The 18,993-nt window shown below is 72.9% G+C and carries 13 protein-coding genes; 9 read left to right on the top strand and 4 right to left on the bottom strand.

Annotated elements, in window-relative coordinates:
* Positions 1–23 precede the first annotated feature (23 nt).
* From ACIBAI_RS21095 to ACIBAI_RS21080, 4 genes are read right to left on the bottom strand one after another with little or no spacing between them, the layout of a single operon-like run.
* Positions 24–671: an ATP/GTP-binding protein gene (locus tag ACIBAI_RS21095; RefSeq protein ID WP_344603688.1), complete on the bottom strand. Its 648-nt coding sequence runs from the start codon at positions 669–671 to the stop codon at positions 24–26.
* Positions 652–1,065 carry a DUF742 domain-containing protein gene (locus ACIBAI_RS21090; RefSeq protein ID WP_344603690.1) on the bottom strand — a complete coding sequence of 138 codons (414 nt, stop codon included), beginning with the start codon at positions 1,063–1,065 and terminating at the stop codon, positions 652–654. The genes ACIBAI_RS21095 and ACIBAI_RS21090 overlap by 20 nt, the downstream gene beginning before the upstream one ends.
* A complete protein-coding gene (locus tag ACIBAI_RS21085; protein WP_399036332.1) occupies positions 1,062–1,574 on the bottom strand; it encodes a roadblock/LC7 domain-containing protein in 513 nt (170 codons plus the stop codon). The genes ACIBAI_RS21090 and ACIBAI_RS21085 overlap by 4 nt, the downstream gene beginning before the upstream one ends.
* Entirely contained in the window at positions 1,571–4,447 is a 2,877-nt protein-coding gene (locus ACIBAI_RS21080; protein ID WP_399036330.1) for a nitrate- and nitrite sensing domain-containing protein, read from the bottom strand. Before ACIBAI_RS21080 ends, ACIBAI_RS21085 begins: the two co-directional genes overlap by 4 nt.
* 404 nt (positions 4,448–4,851) lie before the next feature.
* On the opposite strand from ACIBAI_RS21080, the gene ACIBAI_RS21075 reads away from it, so the two are divergent.
* From ACIBAI_RS21075 to ACIBAI_RS21035, 9 genes are all read left to right on the top strand, one after another.
* Positions 4,852–5,637: a protein phosphatase 2C domain-containing protein gene (locus ACIBAI_RS21075; protein WP_399036328.1), complete on the top strand. Its 786-nt coding sequence runs from the start codon at positions 4,852–4,854 to the stop codon at positions 5,635–5,637.
* An 825-nt stretch (positions 5,638–6,462) separates the two neighbouring features.
* Positions 6,463–7,221 (top strand): hypothetical protein, encoded by a 759-nt coding sequence (locus ACIBAI_RS21070; RefSeq protein ID WP_399036325.1) that lies wholly within the window; start codon positions 6,463–6,465, stop codon positions 7,219–7,221.
* On the top strand, positions 7,218–8,522 hold the full coding sequence (locus ACIBAI_RS21065) for an MFS transporter (RefSeq protein WP_399036324.1): 1,305 nt from the start codon (positions 7,218–7,220) through the stop codon (positions 8,520–8,522). The genes ACIBAI_RS21070 and ACIBAI_RS21065 overlap by 4 nt, the downstream gene beginning before the upstream one ends.
* Before the next feature lie 317 nt (positions 8,523–8,839).
* Positions 8,840–11,263, top strand: a complete 2,424-nt coding sequence (lon, locus tag ACIBAI_RS21060) for an endopeptidase La (RefSeq protein WP_399036323.1) — start codon at positions 8,840–8,842, stop codon at positions 11,261–11,263.
* Positions 11,264–11,537: 274 nt separating this feature from the next.
* On the top strand, positions 11,538–12,032 hold the full coding sequence (locus tag ACIBAI_RS21055; RefSeq protein ID WP_399036322.1) for a MarR family winged helix-turn-helix transcriptional regulator: 495 nt from the start codon (positions 11,538–11,540) through the stop codon (positions 12,030–12,032).
* A 141-nt stretch (positions 12,033–12,173) separates the two neighbouring features.
* On the top strand, positions 12,174–12,860 hold the full coding sequence (locus ACIBAI_RS21050; RefSeq protein ID WP_399036321.1) for a spermidine synthase: 687 nt from the start codon (positions 12,174–12,176) through the stop codon (positions 12,858–12,860).
* A gap of 124 nt (positions 12,861–12,984) precedes the next feature.
* Positions 12,985–13,722 (top strand): response regulator transcription factor, encoded by a 738-nt coding sequence (locus ACIBAI_RS21045; RefSeq protein ID WP_344602756.1) that lies wholly within the window; start codon positions 12,985–12,987, stop codon positions 13,720–13,722.
* Complete coding sequence (locus tag ACIBAI_RS21040; RefSeq protein ID WP_399036320.1) at positions 13,719–14,825, top strand: ATP-binding protein; 1,107 nt, start codon at positions 13,719–13,721, stop codon at positions 14,823–14,825. Before ACIBAI_RS21045 ends, ACIBAI_RS21040 begins: the two co-directional genes overlap by 4 nt.
* Before the next feature lie 291 nt (positions 14,826–15,116).
* The gene (locus ACIBAI_RS21035; RefSeq protein ID WP_399036318.1) at positions 15,117–18,908 is read left to right on the top strand and encodes a multifunctional oxoglutarate decarboxylase/oxoglutarate dehydrogenase thiamine pyrophosphate-binding subunit/dihydrolipoyllysine-residue succinyltransferase subunit; all 3,792 of its coding nucleotides are present in this window, start codon (positions 15,117–15,119) and stop codon (positions 18,906–18,908) included.
* Positions 18,909–18,993 lie beyond the last annotated feature (85 nt).

Raw genomic sequence — 18,993 nt, 5'->3', positions numbered from 1 at the left:
GGATGTCTCCTAATGGACGGTGGCTACTCGGGGGTTTCGTCGAGCGCGTGGCCCACGAGGGCCAACAGGACCTCGATCACCGAGATCCGACGCCGCGCGTCCATGATCATGACAGGTATGTGCTGCGGGATGGTCAGCGCCTCCCGCACGTCCTCCGGCTCGAACAGCTCGCTGCCGTCGAAGTGGTTGACCGCCACGACGTACGGCAGTCCGCAGCTCTCGAAGTAGTCCAGCGCCGGGAAGCAGTCCTTCAGCCGGCGCGTGTCGGCCATGACGACCGCGCCGATCGCGCCGCGCACCAGGTCGTCCCACATGAACCAGAACCGCTGCTGGCCCGGCGTGCCGAACAGGTAGAGCACCAGGTCGTCGTCGAGCGTGATGCGGCCGAAGTCCATGGCCACCGTGGTGGTGAGCTTGCCGGGCGTGGCGGTGAGGTCGTCGTGCTCCTCGCTCGCCTCGGTCATCAGCGCCTCGGTCTGCAGGGGCGTGATCTCCGAGACGGAGGTGACCAGCGTGGTCTTGCCGACGCCGAAGCCGCCCGCCACCACGATCTTCGTGGCGATGGGCGCCCGGGTACGGTCCGTCTGCCAGGGCCGCAGGGGTTCGTCGGGCTCGACGAACGGGGATACACCAGAGACACCGCGAGCGGCGTCAGAGACGACGGAGTCCACTCAGCACCCTTTCCAGCAGAGCGCGGTCCGGCCGGCCCGTGCCATGGCCGGTTCCGGTTCCGTACACTCGGATCTTTCCCTGGTCCGCGAGGTCGCTGAGGAGGACACGGACCACGCCGAGCGGCATCTTCAGCAGCGCGGCGATCTCGGCCACCGTACGCATACGGCGGCACAGTTCGACGATGGCCCGCATCTCCGGCATGACCGTCGACTTCAGCGAACCGTTCGTCAGTTCCTTGCGCTCCTCCGGCGCCTCGAGCGCCGCCACGAACGTCTCGACGAGCAGGACGTGGCCGAAGCGGGTGCGGCCGCCGGTGAGCGAGTACGGGCGGACGCGGGCGGGCTTGCGGTCCGCGCCCCGTACCGGCAGTTGCTGTTTGGGACTGCTGCTCATCGGGTGCTCCCCGGGGCCTGGGAGGAGGCGGACTCCAGGGACTTCCGCAGCTCGCTGCGGAGCTCGGGCGTCAGCACGTGGCCGGCGCGGCCCACGAACAGCGCCATGTGGTAGGCGACGACGCTCATGTCGCAGTCCGCGGAGCCGTGCACGCCGAGCAGCGAGCCGTCGCTGATCGACATCACGAACAGGCTGCCCTCCTCCATCGCGACCATCGTGTGCTTCACCGCGCCGAAGTCCATCAGCTTGGCGGCGCCGATGGTGAGGCTGCCGATGCCGGAGACGATGGTGGCGAGGTCGGCGGCCGAGCCGCGGGGGCCGGTGCGCTTCTCCTCCTGGGACTGCCGGGCCTCGTCGTGGTGCCCGGGGTCGGAGGAGAGCAGGAGCAGGCCGTCGGAGGAGACCACCGCCACCGAGAGGATGCCGGGCACCTCCTCGACGAGGTTGTTCAGCAGCCAGTGCAGGTTGCGGGCTTCACTGCTCAGTCCGAAGGTACTGGGCGCGGTCAACTGCTTGCCTCCTCGACTGTGCCCCCCGTGGCCTCTTCGGATTCAGCGGGTCCGGTCGTCGGCCGCTGGTTCTGGCCGGTCCGTTCGGCGATCTCCGCCTCCACCTCGCGGTATCCGGCTTCCGCCCCCCGGCGGAAGCCGCCGAGACGGCGGCGCAGGGCCTCGGCGTCCACGGACGCGCCGCTCCGCTGCGGGGCCGGGGCGGGTTTGGTGATCTTGGGGGTGCGCTTGGGCAGACCCTTGTCGGTGACGAGTTCTTCCGGCTCGTCGGGAACGCGTTGGTGCTGTGCCTCGGCCTCGCCCGCGGCGGGCGCGCCCGTGCGGGCGTCGTCCCCGGACGCGGGCGGTTCCTGCGGGGCGCTCTCGCCGCCGGTGGCCGGGAGGTGCTCCTGCGGGGCCGGGGTCATCCGCCCCTGGCCGGTCCGGGTCTCCTCCGCCGGCTGCGCCGGGGCGGCCTCCTCCCGCGGAGCCGGGCGCGCGTCCCCCCGCGGCGCCGGGTCCGCCCCGCCCTGCTGGGCCGGGATGAGGAGCTCCATCGTGGTCTCGGCCGGGCTCTCCGGCCGCACGCTCTCCGGCTGCGGCTGCGCGCTCTCCCGCACGGCCTTCTCCGCCAGCTCGACCAGCGGGTCCCCGTCGTCCGCACGGCCGTGCAGGACGTTGGAGTTGGCCTCCGCGTCGGCGCCCGGCAGGGAGAGGGTCTGGGTGCCGTCGGCCACCGGCGCGGCCGACGGGACGGCGGCGGACGGCGCGGCGGAGAGCAGCGCCTCGGGCAGCACGACGACGGCGGCGACACCGCCCTGCTTCTGCGCGCGCAGCTGGACGCGGGCGCCGTGCCGGTGCGCGAGGCGGGCGACGACGTACAGGCCGAGGCCGAGGCCGTCCTCGCTCTCCTGGTCGTACGGGGCTTCCGGATCGAAGTCGGTGAGGCGGGCGTTGAGGCGCTCCAGCCGGTCGGCGGTCATGCCGATGCCCTCGTCCTGGACCGAGAGCATGACCTCGCCGTTCTCCAGCAGCCAGCCGGAGACCTCGACGGGCATCTCGGGCGGGGAGAACGAGGTGGCGTTCTCCATGAGTTCGGCCAGCAGGTGGGAGAGGTCGTCCGCGGCGAAGCCCACCACGTGCGCGTGCGGCGGCAGCGCGGCGATCCGGACCCGCTCGTACCGCTCGATCTCGCTGACCGCGGCGCGGACGACGTCGACGAGCGGCACGGGCCCGGCGGTCTGCTGGACGTGCTCGGTGCCGGCGAGGACGAGGAGGTTCTCGCTGTGCCGGCGCATGACGGTGGCGAAGTGGTCCAGCTTGAACAGGGTGGCGAGCCGCTCCGGGTCCTGCTCGCGCTCCTCCAGGTTCTCGATGACGGCGAGCTGCCGCTCGACCAGGCCGAGGGTGCGCAGGGCGAGGTTGACGAAGGTGGAGCCGATGCTGTGGCGCAGCCGCTGCAGCTGGGCTGCGGACTCGGCGAGTTCGGCGCGCAGCTCCTCGCGGGCGTCGGCCATCCGCTGCCGCTGGCCGACCAGGTGCTTGCGGTCGGCCTCCAGCGTGTTGACGCGCTCGGCGAGGGCGGCGGCGTGCGCGTGCAGGGCGTTGACGGAGCGGACGACCTGCGCGAACTCGTCGTTGCGGCCGGTGAAGGCGACCGGTTCCTCGGTGGTGGGGTCCGCGGCCTCGGCGAGGCGGGCGGAGCCGCGCCGCAGGACGGCGAGCGGGCGGGTGAGGGTGCGCGCCATGGCCGTGGCGATGCCGACGGCGAGCAGCATGAGGGCGCCGAGGACCGCGACGCGGATCTCCAGCGCCGTCACGTCGTCGTCGCGCAGCGCCTCCAGGTCCTTGGTGCGGCGGTCGTAGAGGGCGGACTCCGCACCGCGCATCAGGTCGACCCGGGCGGAGAGCGCGGCGTCCAGCTTCTTGACGTCGGTGCCGAGTTCGCCGTCGGAGAGGGCGGGCTGGTCGGTGAGGGAGGCGAGGTACCGCTCGGCCGAGTTGACCTCGGGGCCGGTGACCGTGGAGTCGTAGCTGTCCCGGGCCGCCTTGGGGGCGGTGTCGCGGAAGTCGGCGAGGGCGGCGTCGGAGCGCAGGCGGGCCTGCTGGGCGGCGGCGGCGAGGGCGTCGCGCTGCCCGGCGTCGGCGTCCGAGGAGCCGGTCGTGGTGGTGGGCAGGCCGGTGACGGGGTCGATGACGGTTCGGGTGCTGCTCGGCACGCTGAGGGCGGCGAGCAGCAGGCCGCGGGCGGCGGCGGCCTGCTGGACGGCGGAGTCCAGCTCGGCGAGGGCGTACGCCCCGGAGCCCGCGCGGGGCGGCATCCGCTCGGCCAGCCGTTCGGCCAGGCGGTGCAGGTCGGTGATGGCTGCGGAGTAGGCCTCGTGCGCCTCCAGGGCGCTGCTCTTGCCGGTGAGCGCCGCGCGCCGCACGGCCGCGATGCCGTCGAGGTCCTCGCGCAGCGAGGCCGGGGTGCCGGTGTCGGCGCGCAGTTCCTCGACCTGCCGGTCGACGCGGGCGCTGCGCTGCTCGGAGGGCGCCTTGGACTTGGCGCGGCCGGCCGCGATGTACGACGTCACCTCGTCCCGCTCGTCGGCGAGCGCGTGGGCGAGGGCGAGGGCGTCCTGGGTCTGCCCGGCGAGCGTCACCAGCTCCTGGGTGTCGCCGACCTGGTCGGAGGCCGCGAGGACCGACGGGGCGCCCGCTCCGGCGATGGCCGCGGCGACGACCGCCACGGCGACGATGAGCCGGTTGCGCACGTGCGTCGGGCGGCCCTTGCCCACCGGGGTGCCGGGTGTGGGGCCGGCGGAGGTGCTGGAGGTGGGCTCCGCGTTCCCCGCGGGGGCCGTCTGCTTGCCTGTGCGACGAGGCCGCGTCTTCTGCACCGGTGCTCGCATTCCTGACTCGTGTACCCGTGGGCCCGGGTGGCGCTCCGTCAAACTGGCCGGCCGGCGCGTACACCCTCCCCCACGCTCTCGGCCTGCGCTTCGAGCAGAGGGACCCCCGTCGGATCCCGACCTTCCCAGTGCCGGTGGACAGGGGACGCCTATCACCTGACCCGCCACCCGAAGGAGTGAACCCCGGAGGGGAGTTGGGGGGCAAGTTCCCCTGGCGTGTGCGGCGGGCCCGTGCGGAGGGCCGGTTGGACGCCGACGACGGGCGGTGGCAATATTTGCCGCCGCCCGTTCCCGGACCCAACTATTCCACCCCAAATCAGACGCTTGACCTGCGGGGTGCGTTGTTCCCGCAGCCGTTGCCGGTCCTTCACGAACCTTGTGAAGGACTCGTGCAGACTGACCGGATGCGTACGGAACTTGTTTCGGAGCCCGGCGATCCCGGCCGCCCCAACGAGGACTTCGCGAGCGTCGCGGTGGCCGCCTCGGGACAGGGCGGGTCGCTCGTCGTGCTGGACGGGGTGACGCCGCCGGCGGGCGGGACGGGGTGTCTGCATTCGGTCCCCTGGTACACCGCGCGGCTCGGCGGGGCGCTGACCGAACTGACCGTTTCGCTCCCGGATGTTCCCCTCGCCGACGCCCTGTCCCGCGCCATCGCGCTCACCGCCGCCCGGCACGCGGAAACCTGTGACCTTTCTCACCCCCGCACGCCCCAGGCGACGGTGGCCCTGGCGCGCTGGTCCCCGGCCGCGGTCGAGTACCTGGTGCTGTCGGACGCGGCCCTGCTGGTGGAGTCCCCCGGCGGCGCGGTCACCGCCCTCCTCGACGACCGCCTGTCCCGCATCCCGCGCGCCGCCCGCGCCACGGACGCGCTGATCGACGCCACCCTGCGCAACAAGGAGGGCGGTTTCTTCACGGCGGCGGCGGATCCCGCGGTGGCGGCGCGGGCGGTGACGGGGGTGCTGCCGCGCGCGGAGGTCCGGGCGCTCGCCGCGCTGACGGACGGGGCGGCGCGGTGGGTGGAGACGTTCCGGGAGGGCGACTGGGACGACTGTTTCCGCCTCCTGCGCAAGGAGGGGGCCCGGGCCCTGGTGGACCGGGTGCGGGCCCTGGAACGCGCGGACACCGACCGGGTGTTCCTGGGGCGGGCCAAGACGCACGACGACGCGACGGCGGTCCACGTCGAGCCCTGACGGGCCGCCTGCGCGTGCTCCTTCCGCCCGGGCCGGCCCCGCAGGCGGCCAGGGGGCTGATCCGCGAGGGCCGGCGGGGACCCGGAAAGGACGACACCGACGTTCCCGCCCCTCCGGGAGGAATGGAATGCGGAATGCACGACCACCCCGGACGGAATGACTGAAAATCGTTCCGCCTCGGATGGGGACGCTTTGTGGGAGTCCCATCGGGGAGTTACGTTGCTTCCGCGCCGGACGGCCGGGGAGCCGGGCGCCGGCCGTGAAGAACATTTCGCGGAGAACCAGTCGCGCGGGGCAGGAGATCCGCACGAGACCCGACCACGACCCGGCGCGGGACTTCGACGCCGGCGCCCTTCTCGCGGTCGCCGGGACCGACGAGGCCCTCTCCGTCGGGGCTGCCGCCCCGAACCGGCTCAGCGGCGAGCACACCCTTCCGCGGGGAGTCCGGCGACAACCGGCCGGCGGGCCCCGGCTCGGCCTGACCGGCTGAAGCACGTCCCGTCCGCGCTCCGGCGACCGCGCTCGGTTCCCCGTCCGGCACCGGACCTCACGAGGGCTCACATGCCGCAGCCTCAGACCCTTCTCGTCGATCCGCCCATCTGGAGCCTCCGCGCTCCCCACCCCGCGGTTCCCCTGCCGGCCGCCGTCATGCGCCGGCACGGCCGGCGGGTGTCGCCCCTCGACCCGAGCGTCGAGCGGACGGACCGGCCGCTGTCCGCCGGAGGCCCGACGGCACCGCCTCCGCAGGCCGAACGCCGTCCGGGCGAGGTGTCCGCCGGAAAGCGGCGAGCGCACGAGGAGACCCCCGCCGTCCTCGGCGACGCGGTGACCCGCATCGACGGCGCCGAAGCCGCGCGCGCATCCCGCGGCATCCCGGCAGAGCCCCTCGCCCCCACGGACGCGGCCACGGTCCCGCGCACCGGACTCGCCTGCGTCTCGGCTTCTTCTCCGGGTTCGTATTTCCGCCTGCGGGAGAACTTCCCGCGCTTTTCCCGCCGTCGCTCCGATTCCGTTTTGGAAGCGGCCGGATCGGCGGACCGCAACGTATGCGGGCGGGCTCTGGAACACCGCCCGATCCGCGAACCGAAGGACGCCGATCCGGCAGTGGCCGGTATTTCGGCGTCCGCCGGCACGCAGCTGACAGCGGCTCCCACCGTGGCCCGCCGCGTCGAGCGCCGCCGGCCGGACGTCCGCGTGGCCATGGCCGGCGTGTCCGACCCGCCCGCGCCGGACTTCGACGGCCTGCCGCTCGACCGCTGCCTCGCGCCCGGCCCCCTCCTGCCGCTCCGGGCCTCACGGAGCTGTGCCCGGGACCGCGCCTTCCGCTCGGTCCCCTTCGCCGGCGGCAAGTTCCGCATACGCCGTCCCGAGCAGGTGGTTCAGGACACGGCCGCCCTCGCCGGCACGCACGGCGCCGACGCCTTCGTGTTCGTGGACGGGATCCTGGCCCTCGCCTCGCCGCGCGGGGTCCCGCGACAGTTGATCGGCCGGGGGCACGGGTTCCTCCGGTACGGCGGGACGCGGCTCGGCAAGGGGCTCGGCGGCGAACCGGCGGCGGCGCGTCCGACGGAGCCGGTCCTGTGACGTCTCCGCGGCCGGGCGGGGCCGCGGCGCTCCTGGCCGTCGCCGCCCTGCTGGTCAGTACGGTGGGTGACGAGGTCGCCATGGTGGCGCTGGCCCTGCGCGGTGCCGACCGCACCGGGCTGACGTCGGTGGTGTCGGCCCAGATGCTCGCCGGCCTGGTTCCCGGCATCGCCCTGGGCGGCCTGATCGGCCGGATCGTCGACCGCTTCCGGCCGGACGCGGTGCTGGGCGCGGTACTGGCCCTGGAGTGCCTGATCGCGGCGACCGCCGCCGCGATCGCCGACGGCGCGGTCCTGCTCGTCGTCACGATGCTGTTCCTGGGCGCGCTGGGGGCCGTCGCCCAGACCTGCGTGATGGCGCTCGTCCCCGGGCTGTTCCCGGCCGCCGAGGCGCAGCTGCGGGTCAACGGCCTCATCGAGTCGGCGCGGAACGCGGGATACGTCATCGGCCCGCTGCTGGTGGGCCTGCTGACGGCGCACGGCGGCACCGGGCTGGCGCTGGCGGTCGACGCGGGCACCTTCGCCTTCGCCCTGTCGGCCGTTCCCGTGATCAGCCGCTGGCTGGCCGCGGCGGCCCGGGAAGGCGCGCGGACAGCCGGCGCCGCGGACGCCTCCGCCGCCGGGACGGACGAGGCCGCCCCGGAGGAGCAGCGGACCGGAGGGGGCCTGCGAGCCGGCCTGGCCCTGCTGTGGACCGGGGCGCAGCGCCGCATCACGCTCGCCACCATCGTGATCACCGTCGCGGCGACCTCGGTCGTCAACGTGCTGCTGCCCTTCTTCGCGGACGAGATCCCCGGCGGCACGGCCGCCTACGGCACCCTGCTGGCCACCTGGAGCGTGGGCCTGGTGCTGGGACCGTTCGCCGTACGAGGCCCGCTCGGCCGCCGGCCCACGGCCGTGGTCGCCGTCGGAGCGGCCGCGGTCGTCGGGCTCGGCTACCTGGTGACCGGGGTGTATCCCGTCGTCCCGCTGATGCTGGCCGCCTTCCTGTGCGGCGGCATGGCCAACGCGGTGCAGAACGTGACGCTGCGCACCCACGTCATGGCCGGCTGCCCGAAGGAGGTGCGGGGCCGGGTCGGCGCCGCGTACGGGGCGACCCTGCAGAGTTCGGTGGCCGTCGGCTTCGCCTGCGCCGGGCTGGTTCCCGCCGGCTGGGCTCGCTGGGGCATCCTCGCCGGCGGCGGCGTCGCCTTCCTGGCGGGCTCCTTCGGCTGGCTCCGCGCGCGGGCGGCGGCCGATGCGCCGGCGGCCGCCCGGGACGTGCCCGCGCCCGCCCGGCGGGCGTCGGAGGGAGCGCCGTGAGCAGGCGCCGGATCACGCTCGACCCGGTCGTTCCCCGGTTCCGCGCCCGGACGGGGTCCTCGCTGCCGCTCGCCCGGGGACTCTCCTGGCCGGAGCGGCCCCAGGAGGCCGCGACCGGACTCGCGCCGCCCCGGACGGTCCCGCGGCCTGCCCCGCCGTCCGTCTCCCGGCGCCGGGCCCGTCCTGCCGCCCGGGCGGGGCGCCGGACTCCGGAGCGTCCTTCGCTGATCGCTCAGAGCGAACACATGACCGGGAACATTCAACGACTCAGGAGCATTGAGTCGGCATAGCTCAACTTGACTGCCGAAGGGGAGATCATGGCTACTGAGTCCTCGGCTAACACATCGCTCACCCTGCCCGTGCTGCCGCTCGACGACGAGGTCGTGCTGCCCGGGATGGTGGTCCCGCTGGACCTGAGCGACTCCGAGGTGCGCGCCGCGGTGGAGGCCGCGCAGGCCGCCGCCAAGTCGGAACCCGGAAAGCCCAGGGTGCTCCTGGTGCCGCGCGTCGACGGGACGTACGCCAACACGGGTGTGCTGGGCACGGTCGAGCAGGTCGGCCGGCTGGCCGACGGCGACCCGGGCGCCCTGATCCGCGGCCGCGGCCGGGTCCGGATCGGCGCCGGGACCACCGGCCCGGGCGCGGCGCTGTGGGTCGAGGGCACGACGGTCGACGAGCGCGTCCCGGACCCGCTGCCCGGTCACGTCACCGAACTGGTCAAGGAGTACAAGGCCCTGGCCACCGCCTGGCTGCGCAAGCGCGGCGCCTGGCAGGTCGTCGACCGCGTCCAGGCCATCGACGACGTCTCCGCGCTCGCCGACAACTCCGGCTACTCGCCCTTCCTGACGACCGATCAGAAGGTGCGGCTGCTGGAGACCGCCGACCCGGTCGCCCGCCTGAAGCTCGCCACCCAGCAGCTGCGCGACCACCTCGCCGAGCAGGACGTCGCCGAGTCCATCGCCAAGGACGTCCAGGAGGGCGTCGACAAGCAGCAGCGGGAGTTCCTGCTGCGCCGCCAGCTCGAAGCCGTCCGCAAGGAGCTGCGCGAGCTCAACGGCGAGAAGGAGGGCGAGGAGTCCGACGACTACCGTGCCCGCGTGGAGGCCGCCGACCTGCCCGAGAAGGTCCGCGAGGCCGCCCTCAAGGAGGTCGACAAGCTGGAGCGCACCTCCGACCAGTCGCCCGAGGGCTCCTGGATCCGGACCTGGCTCGACACGGTCCTGGAGATGCCGTGGAACGAGCGGACCGAGGACTCCTACGACATCCGGGGCGCCAAGGCCGTCCTGGACGCCGAGCACGCGGGCCTGGAGGACGTCAAGGAGCGGATCACCGAGTACCTGGCGGTGCGCAAGCGGCGCGCCGACCGCGGTCTGGGCGTGGTCGGCGGACGGCGGGGCGGTGCCGTGCTCGCCCTCGTCGGGCCGCCCGGCGTCGGCAAGACCTCGCTCGGCGAGTCCGTCGCCCACGCCATGGGCCGCAAGTTCGTCCGGGTCGCGCTCGGCGGCGTCCGCGACGAGGCGGAGATCCGCGGCCACCGGCGCACGTACGTCGGCGCGCTGCCCGGCCGGATCGTCCGCGCGATCAAGGAGGCCGGGTCGATGAACCCGGTCGTGCTGCTCGACGAGATCGACAAGGTGGGCTCCGACTTCCGCGGCGACCCGGCCGCGGCCCTCCTCGAAGTCCTCGACCCGGCGCAGAACCACACCTTCCGGGACCACTATCTGGAGGTCGAGCTCGACCTGTCGGACGTGGTCTTCCTCGCCACCGCCAACGTCCTGGAGGCCGTTCCGGAGGCGCTGGCCGACCGCATGGAGATCGTCCGCCTGGACGGCTACACCGAGGACGAGAAGGTCGTCATCGCCCGCGACCACCTGATCCCGCGCCAGCTGGAGCGGGCCGGCCTGGACAAGGACGAGGTCGTCGTCGACGAGGGAGCGCTGCGCAAGCTCGCCGGCGAGTACACCCGCGAGGCGGGGGTGCGCAACCTGGAGCGGTCCGTCGCGCGGCTGCTGCGCAAGGTCGCGGCCCAGCACGAACTGGGCGAGCGGGAGCTGCCGCTCACCGTCCGCGCGGACGACCTGCGCGATCTGATCGGGCGGCCGCACCACGTGCCCGAGTCGGCGCAGGACCCGGCCGAGCGGCGCACCTCGGTGCCGGGCGTGGCGACCGGGCTCGCGGTCACCGGCGCCGGCGGTGACGTGCTGTACGTCGAGGCGTCGCTGGCCGACCCGGAGACGGGCGCGGCGGGGCTGACCCTGACCGGCCAGCTGGGCGACGTGATGAAGGAGTCGGCGCAGATCGCGCTGAGCTTCCTGCGCTCCCACGGCGCCGAGCTGGAGCTGCCCGTGGGCGACCTGAAGGACCGGGGCGTGCACATCCACTTCCCGGCGGGCGCGGTGCCCAAGGACGGCCCGAGCGCCGGCATCACGATGACGACGGCCCTCGCCTCGCTGCTCTCCGGCCGCCTGGTCCGCACCGACGTGGCGATGACCGGCGAGGTCTCGCTGACCGGGCGGGTGCTGCCGATCGGCGGGGTGAAGCAGAAGCTGCTCGCGGCGCACCGGGCGGGCATCACCACCGTGATCATCCCCAAGCGCAACGAGCCCGACCTGGACGACGTGCCGGCCGAGGTGCTGGACAAGCTCGACGTCCACACCGTCACGGACGTCCGCCAGGTCCTGGAGCTGGCGCTGGCGCCGGCGACGAGCGGGGCGGCGCCGGAGGTTCCGGTCGCGGCGTGACACGGGCCCCGCGGGCGGACTCCGCCCGCGGGGCCGGACGGGGCGCGGGCCCGGGGCCTCCGTACGGGGGTCCCGGGCCCGCGCCCGCCCCGCCGGCTCCGCGCGGCAGGGCCGCCCGGGTGGCGACGAAGGCGACCGGCGCCGCGAGGGCCGCGGCGCGCAGCGGAGCCGGGCTCCGCCGTTGGCCCAAGCTTGCGGAATACTTGCAAAGCTGCGGCGAGGGCGGCCCTCGGCGGAAACTTTCAGTAGCGGGAAAACCGAGGCGGGGACTGACGTGCACGAAGACGGCAACGGCGACGGACGCCGGGTCGGGGCCGGGGCGTCCGACAGCGGTCTGGACCGGCCCGGGTTCCTCGCGCTGGAGCGGGAGCTGACGGTGCTGCTGCGGCGTGCGCGGGCCAGCCAGGGCGAGATGGCCCGGGAGGTCCACCCCGACCTGGAGTCGTCCGCGTACGGGCTGCTGGTCCGCCTGGACGAGTGCGGCCGGCAGCGGGCCACGGATCTCGCCGCCTACATCGGCGTCGGCAAGGCGACCATGTCCCGCCAGCTGCGCGCCCTGGAGGAGCTCGGTCTCGTCGCCCGCGAACCCGACCCCGCCGACGGCCGTGCCTGGCTGGTCGCGCTCACCCGGGAGGGCCGCGAGCGCGTCGGCCGGGTCCGCGAGGCCCGCCGCGAGCGCTACGCCCGCCGTCTCGCCGACTGGGACCCGCGCGAGGTGACGGAGCTGGCCCGGCTGCTGCACCAGCTCAACCGGGGCATGGAGAAGTAGCGGGTTCCTCGGCGGGGCGGCCGGCGCCCGGCTCGGCATCCCGGTCCCCCGAGGGCACGGCCCGGCGCTTTGGCTCCGGCGGGTGCGGGCGGTGCGGTAATTAGCTCGTTCCCGCCTCGCCCCGGCTGCCAGGATGGCCGGATGGCCACCTCGTACGACTCCTACGCCGTCCCCGAAGTCCTGGACCGCCGCGAGGGCCCCCACGGCGAGATCGTCCTGCGGCGGCACGGGGCGGTGCTGCAGATCATCGCGAACGGCTGCTTCCTGATGGACACCTCCGACGGGCGTTCGGAGCGGCGGCTGGTCGACGCCGCGCTCGACGCCCTGGCCGGACGGCCGCGGCCGCACCTGCTCATCGGCGGGCTGGGCGTCGGCTTCTCGCTCGCGCACGCCGCGGCGAACCCCGCCTGGGGCCGCATCACGGTCGTCGAGCGCGAGGGCGCCGTCGTCGACTGGCACCGCGCCGGGCCGCTGTCCCCCCTCACCCGCGACGCGCTCGCCGATCCGCGCACCGAGATCGTGGAACACGACCTGGTCCGATACGTCGGCGAGACCCCCGCCACGTACGACGCCCTGTGCCTCGACATCGACAACGGGCCCGGCTGGACCGTCACGGACGGCAACACGGGACTGTACTCACCGGCCGGGCTGGCAAGCTGCGCAAGGGTGTTGAGACCGGCGGGAGTGCTCGCCGTGTGGTCGGCGCAGCCCTCCGCGGATTTCGAAGAAACCTTGCGGAATGCCGGGTTCCAGCAGGTGCGTACCGAAGAGATCCCGGTTGCCCGGGGCGTTCCCGACGTCGTCCACCTCGGCGTCCGCCCCGGATAGCAAAGGCGCGGTGACTCCCCGTACGCTGCTGCCTTGGCGCTGATCATTCAAGCGTCAATCTCAGCCATGCGCAGACCGCGGAATCACCCCACTGGTTCCGGAAAGCACACCTCAGGGGCGGGCGATGGAGCAGACACACACCTCCCACAACGGCACGGCGGCTACCCCGGGCGCACAGCGCCGGGTCCTGGTTGTCGAGGACGACCAGACGATCGTGGACGCCATCGCGACCCGCCTGCGCGCCGAGGGATTCCTGGTGCAAACGGCGGGCGACGGCCCGGCCGCCGTCGACACGGCCGAGGCCTGGCAGCCGGACCTGCTGATCCTCGACATCATGCTGCCCGGCTTCGACGGCCTGGAGGTCTGCCGGCGCGTGCAGGCCCAGCGGCCGGTGCCGGTGCTGATGCTCACCGCGCGCGACGACGAGACCGACATGCTGGTCGGGCTCGGCGTCGGCGCCGACGACTACATGACGAAGCCCTTCTCCATGCGCGAGCTGGCCGCACGCGTGCACGTCCTGCTGCGCCGCGTGGAGCGGGCGGCCCTGGCCGCCGCGACACCGCGCAGCGGCATCCTGCGCCTCGGCGAACTGGAGATCGACCACGCGCAGCGCCGGGTCCGGGTGCGCAGCGAGGACGTCCACCTCACCCCCACCGAGTTCGACCTGCTGGTGTGCCTGGCGAACACCCCGCGCGCGGTGCTCTCCCGCGAGCAGCTGCTCGCCGAGGTGTGGGACTGGGCGGACGCCTCCGGCACCCGGACCGTCGACAGCCACATCAAGGCGCTGCGCCGGAAGATCGGCGCCGAGCGGATCCGCACGGTGCACGGCGTGGGCTACGCGCTGGAGACTCCGACGCCATGAGCGACGGGCCGGCCGCACGGAGAGACCCCGGGGAGCCCCGGGGTGGCGTACGTCCGTTCTCGATCAAGACCAAGCTGGGCGCGCTCGTCGTCATCTCGGTCCTCATCACCACCGGTCTGATGATGATCGCGATGCGCACCGAGACCGAGCTGCGCTTCATCACGGTCTTCTCGATGATCGCCACCCTGCTCATCACGCAGTTCGTGGCGCACTCGCTGACCGCGCCGCTGGACGAGATGAACGCCGTGGCCCGGTCCATCTCGCACGGCGACTACACGCGCCGGGTGCGCGAGAACCGCCGTGACGAGCTGGGCGACCTGGCCGTCACGATCAACCGCATGGCCGACGAGCTGGCGGCGCAGGACCGCCAGCGCAAGGAGCTGGTGGCGAACGTCTCGCACGAGCTGCGCACTCCCATCGCGGGCCTGCGCGCGGTGCTGGAGAACATCGTGGACGGCGTCACCGAGGCCGATCCGGAGACCATGCGGACGGCCCTCGGGCAGACCGAGCGGCTCGGCCGGCTGGTGGAGACGCTGCTGGACCTGTCCCGCCTGGACAACGGCGTCGTACCGCTGAAGACACGGCGGTTCGAGGTGTGGCCGTACCTGTCCGGAGTGCTCAAGGAGGCCAACATGGTCGCCTCCGTGCGCGCGGGCATCGCCTCCGGCTCGGGCAGCCACACCCGTACGGACGTCCACCTGCACCTCGACGTCTCCCCGCCGGAGCTGACCGCGTACGCCGACCCGGAGCGCATCCACCAGGTCGTCGCCAACCTCATCGACAACGCGGTCAAGCACAGCCCGCCGCACGGCCGGGTGACGGTCAGGGCGCGGCGCGGGCCGCGCCCCGAGTCGCTGGAGCTGGAGGTCCTGGACGAGGGGCCCGGCATCCCCCGGTCCGAGTGGCACCGCGTCTTCGAGCGCTTCAACCGCGGCGCCGTCACCCGGCCGCACGGCCCCGGCAGCGACGGCGGCACGGGCCTGGGCCTGGCCATCGCGCGCTGGGCGGTGGATCTGCACGGCGGACGGATCGGCGTGGCCGAATCCGAGCGGGGCTGCCGGATCCTGGTCAGCCTTCCGGGGCTTCCTTCTGTGCCAAGTTGACGTAAAGTTCGAACCGGAGCCACAAGATCCATGTGCGTCCTCGCCGACGGACGCGTGTGATCAGGGACAGGCCCGTACCCGCGGGGTACCGGGCCCGGTCCCGCTTTTCCCCTCTGTGCCCTTTCGCAGCGGAACCACGCTTGCTTCCCGCCATTTTCAGCGCCGAAACACACCCCGAGATGTGACTTACGCGACGTTGAACGGGCCCGACCTGACCTTCCCCCGCCGGGAGGCGTAGCCTTTATTCCCGCTGTCCATCACCTTGTGAAGCGGAAGAGGGCGGTTGCCGCCGTGTCGCCACAGTCCCCCAGTAACTCGAGCATCTCGACCGACACCGACCAAGCGGGCAAGAATCCCGCCGCCGCGTTCGGTGCGAACGAGTGGCTCGTCGACGAGATCTATCAGCAGTACCTCCAGGACCCGAATTCGGTAGACCGCGCCTGGTGGGACTTCTTCGCCGACTACAAGCCGGGGGCGTCCGCCGCCCCGGCTCCGGCGGGTACTGCGGCCGCGGGGGCCGCAGGGACCACCACGGCTCAGCCCACCACCCCGGCCCCGCAGACGCCGGCCCCGGCTGCCCCGGCCCAGCCCGCGCAGCCCGCTCCGGCGCCCGCGGCCGCGCGGCCCGCCGCGCCGGCCCCGGCCAAGCCCGCCGCCGCCCCGGCCGCCAAGCCCGCGGCGAAGGCGAAGGCCGAGCCGGCGAAGGAGGCCGCCGAGGGGCCCGAGCTCGTGACGCTGCGCGGTCCCTCCGCCGCCGTCGCGAAGAACATGGACGCCTCGCTGGAGATGCCGACGGCCACCTCGGTCCGCGCGGTCCCGGTGAAGCTGCTGTTCGACAACCGCATCGTCATCAACAACCACCTCAAGCGCGCCCGGGGCGGGAAGATCTCCTTCACGCACATCATCGGGTACGCGATGGTGCAGGCCATCAAGGCGATGCCGTCGATGAACTGGTCGTACGCCGTCAAGGACGGCAAGCCGACCCTGGTCAAGCCGGACCACGTCAACCTCGGCCTCGCCATCGACCTGGTCAAGCCGAACGGCGACCGCCAGCTGGTCGTCGCGGCGATCAAGAAGGCCGAGACGCTGAACTTCTTCGAGTTCTGGCAGGCCTACGAGGACATCGTCCGCCGCGCCCGCGAGGGCAAGCTGACGATGGACGACTTCACCGGCGTGACGGTCTCCCTGACCAACCCCGGCGGCCTCGGCACCGTCCACTCGGTGCCGCGCCTGATGCCCGGCCAGTCGGTGATCATGGGCGTCGGCTCCATGGACTACCCGGCCGAGTTCCAGGGCACCAGCCAGGACACGCTCAACAAGCTCGGCATCTCGAAGGTCATGACGCTCACGTCGACCTACGACCACCGGGTGATCCAGGGCGCCGCGTCGGGCGAGTTCCTCCGCCAGGTCGCCAACCTCCTGCTCGGCGAGAACAACTTCTACGACGAGATCTTCGAGGCCCTGCGCATCCCCTACGAGCCGGTCCGCTGGCTCAAGGACATCGACGCCTCCCACGACGACGACGTCACCAAGGCCGCCCGCGTCTTCGAGCTGATCCACTCCTACCGGGTCCGCGGCCACGTCATGGCCGACACCGACCCGCTGGAGTACCAGCAGCGCAAGCACCCCGACCTGGACATCACCGAGCACGGCCTCACCCTGTGGGACCTGGAGCGCGAGTTCGCCGTCGGCGGCTTCGCCGGCAAGTCGATGATGAAGCTGCGCGACATCCTCGGCGTGCTGCGCGACTCGTACTGCCGCACCACCGGCATCGAGTTCATGCACATCCAGGACCCCAAGCAGCGCAAGTGGATCCAGGACCGCGTGGAGCGCCCGCACTCCAAGCCGGAGCGCGAGGAGCAGCTGCGCATCCTGCGCCGCCTGAACGCGGCGGAGGCCTTCGAGACCTTCCTGCAGACGAAGTACGTCGGCCAGAAGCGGTTCTCCCTGGAGGGCGGCGAGTCCGTCATCCCGCTGCTGGACGCGGTCCTGGACTCGGCGGCCGAGTCCCGCCTGGACGAGGTCGTCATCGGCATGGCCCACCGCGGCCGCCTGAACGTCCTGGCCAACATCGTCGGCAAGTCCTACGCGCAGATCTTCCGCGAGTTCGAGGGCAACCTCGACCCGAAGTCGATGCACGGCTCCGGCGACGTGAAGTACCACCTGGGCGCCGAGGGCACCTTCACCGGCCTGGACGGCGAGCAGATCAAGGTCAGCCTGGTCGCCAACCCCTCGCACCTGGAGGCGGTGGACCCGGTCCTGGAGGGCGTCGCCCGCGCCAAGCAGGACATCATCAACAAGGGCGGCACGGACTTCACCGTCCTGCCGATCGCGATCCACGGCGACGCGGCCTTCGCGGGCCAGGGCGTGGTGGCCGAGACCCTGAACATGTCGCAGCTGCGCGGCTACCGCACCGGCGGCACGGTCCACATCGTCATCAACAACCAGGTCGGCTTCACCGCGGCTCCCGAGTCCTCCCGCTCGTCGATGTACGCCACCGACGTGGCGCGGATGATCGAGGCCCCGATCTTCCACGTCAACGGCGACGACCCGGAGGCCTGCGTCCGCGTGGCGCGCCTGGCCTTCGAGTTCCGCCAGGCCTTCAACAAGGACGTGGTGATCGACCTCATCTGCTACCGCCGCCGCGGTCACAACGAGTCGGACAACCCGGCCTTCACCCAGCCGCTGATGTACGACCTGATCGACAAGAAGCGCTCGGTGCGCAAGCTGTACACCGAGTCCCTGATCGGCCGCGGCGACATCACCCTGGAAGAGGCCGAGCAGGCGCTGCAGGACTACCAGGGCCAGCTGGAGAAGGTCTTCACCGAGGTCCGCGAGGCCACCTCGCAGCCGTCGGTCGCCGCGCCCTCCGACCCGCAGGCCGAGTTCCCGGCCGCCGTGAACACCGCGGTGTCCACGGAGGTCGTCAAGCGGATCGCCGAGTCCCAGGTCAACATCCCCGACCACATCACCGTCCACCCGCGTCTGCTGCCGCAGCTGCAGCGCCGGGCCGCGATGGTCGAGGACGGCACGATCGACTGGGGCATGGGCGAGACCCTCGCCTTCGGCTCGCTCCTCCTGGAGGGCGTCCCGGTCCGCCTGGCGGGCCAGGACTCCCAGCGCGGCACCTTCGGCCAGCGCCACGCGGTCATCATCGACCGCAACACGGGCGAGGAGTACACGCCGCTGCAGTACCTCTCCGAGGACCAGGCGCGGCTGAACGTCTACAACTCCCTGCTGTCCGAGTACGCGGCCATGGGCTTCGAGTACGGCTACTCGCTGGCCCGCCCCGACGCGCTCGTGCTGTGGGAGGCCCAGTTCGGCGACTTCGCCAACGGCGCGCAGACGGTCGTGGACGAGTTCATCTCGTCGGCGGAGCAGAAGTGGGGCCAGACCTCCGGTGTGGTCCTCCTCCTGCCGCACGGCTACGAGGGCCAGGGCCCGGACCACTCGTCCGCGCGTCCCGAGCGCTTCCTGCAGCTGTGCGCCCAGAACAACATGACGGTCGCGATGCCGACGCTCCCGTCGAACTACTTCCACCTCCTGCGGTGGCAGGTGCACAACCCGCACCACAAGCCGCTGGTCGTCTTCACCCCGAAGTCGATGCTGCGCCTGAAGGCCGCGGCGTCGAAGGCGGAGGAGTTCACCACGGGCCAGTTCCGCCCGGTCATCGGCGACACCTCGGTCGAGGCTGCCGCGGTGAAGAAGGTCGTCTTCTGCGCCGGCAAGGTCTACTACGACCTGGAGGCCGAGCGTCGCAAGCGCGGCGTCACGGACACGGCGATCATCCGCATCGAGCGCCTGTACCCGCTGCCGGGTGCCGAGCTCCAGGCGGAGATCAAGAAGTACCCGAACGCCGAGAAGTACCTGTGGGCCCAGGAGGAGCCGGCGAACCAGGGCGCCTGGCCGTTCATCGCCCTCAACCTGATCGACCACCTGGACCTGGCGGTCGGCGCCGACGTCCCGCACGGCGAGCGCCTGCGGCGCATCTCGCGTCCGCACAGCTCGTCCCCGGCCGTCGGTTCCGCCAAGCGGCACCAGGCGGAGCAGGAGCAGCTGGTGCGTGAGGTGTTCGAGGCGTAACCGCCTCCGCGGGCCGTACGTGACCGGGCCGCACCCCCGTTCGGGGGTGCGGCCCGGCCGTGTTCCGGGGGTGCGGCCGGGCCGT

The organism is Streptomyces sp. NPDC051041 (genome assembly GCF_044456065.1).
GTDB classification, from domain to species: domain Bacteria; phylum Actinomycetota; class Actinomycetes; order Streptomycetales; family Streptomycetaceae; genus Streptomyces; species Streptomyces glaucus.
Note: the sequence above shows the minus strand (reverse complement) of the source record. Positions and strands in the feature narration are given on the sequence as shown.

Coding starts and splice junctions, on each gene's coding strand:
- ACIBAI_RS21090 (WP_344603690.1), bottom strand. CDS start 1,065: ATGAGCAGCAGTCCCAAACAGCAACTGCCGGTACGGGGCGCGGACCGC.
- lon (WP_399036323.1), top strand. CDS start 8,840: ATGGCTACTGAGTCCTCGGCTAACACATCGCTCACCCTGCCCGTGCTG.
- ACIBAI_RS21075 (WP_399036328.1), top strand. CDS start 4,852: ATGCGTACGGAACTTGTTTCGGAGCCCGGCGATCCCGGCCGCCCCAAC.
- ACIBAI_RS21080 (WP_399036330.1), bottom strand. CDS start 4,447: ATGCGAGCACCGGTGCAGAAGACGCGGCCTCGTCGCACAGGCAAGCAG.
- ACIBAI_RS21040 (WP_399036320.1), top strand. CDS start 13,719: ATGAGCGACGGGCCGGCCGCACGGAGAGACCCCGGGGAGCCCCGGGGT.
- ACIBAI_RS21045 (WP_344602756.1), top strand. CDS start 12,985: ATGGAGCAGACACACACCTCCCACAACGGCACGGCGGCTACCCCGGGC.
- ACIBAI_RS21050 (WP_399036321.1), top strand. CDS start 12,174: ATGGCCACCTCGTACGACTCCTACGCCGTCCCCGAAGTCCTGGACCGC.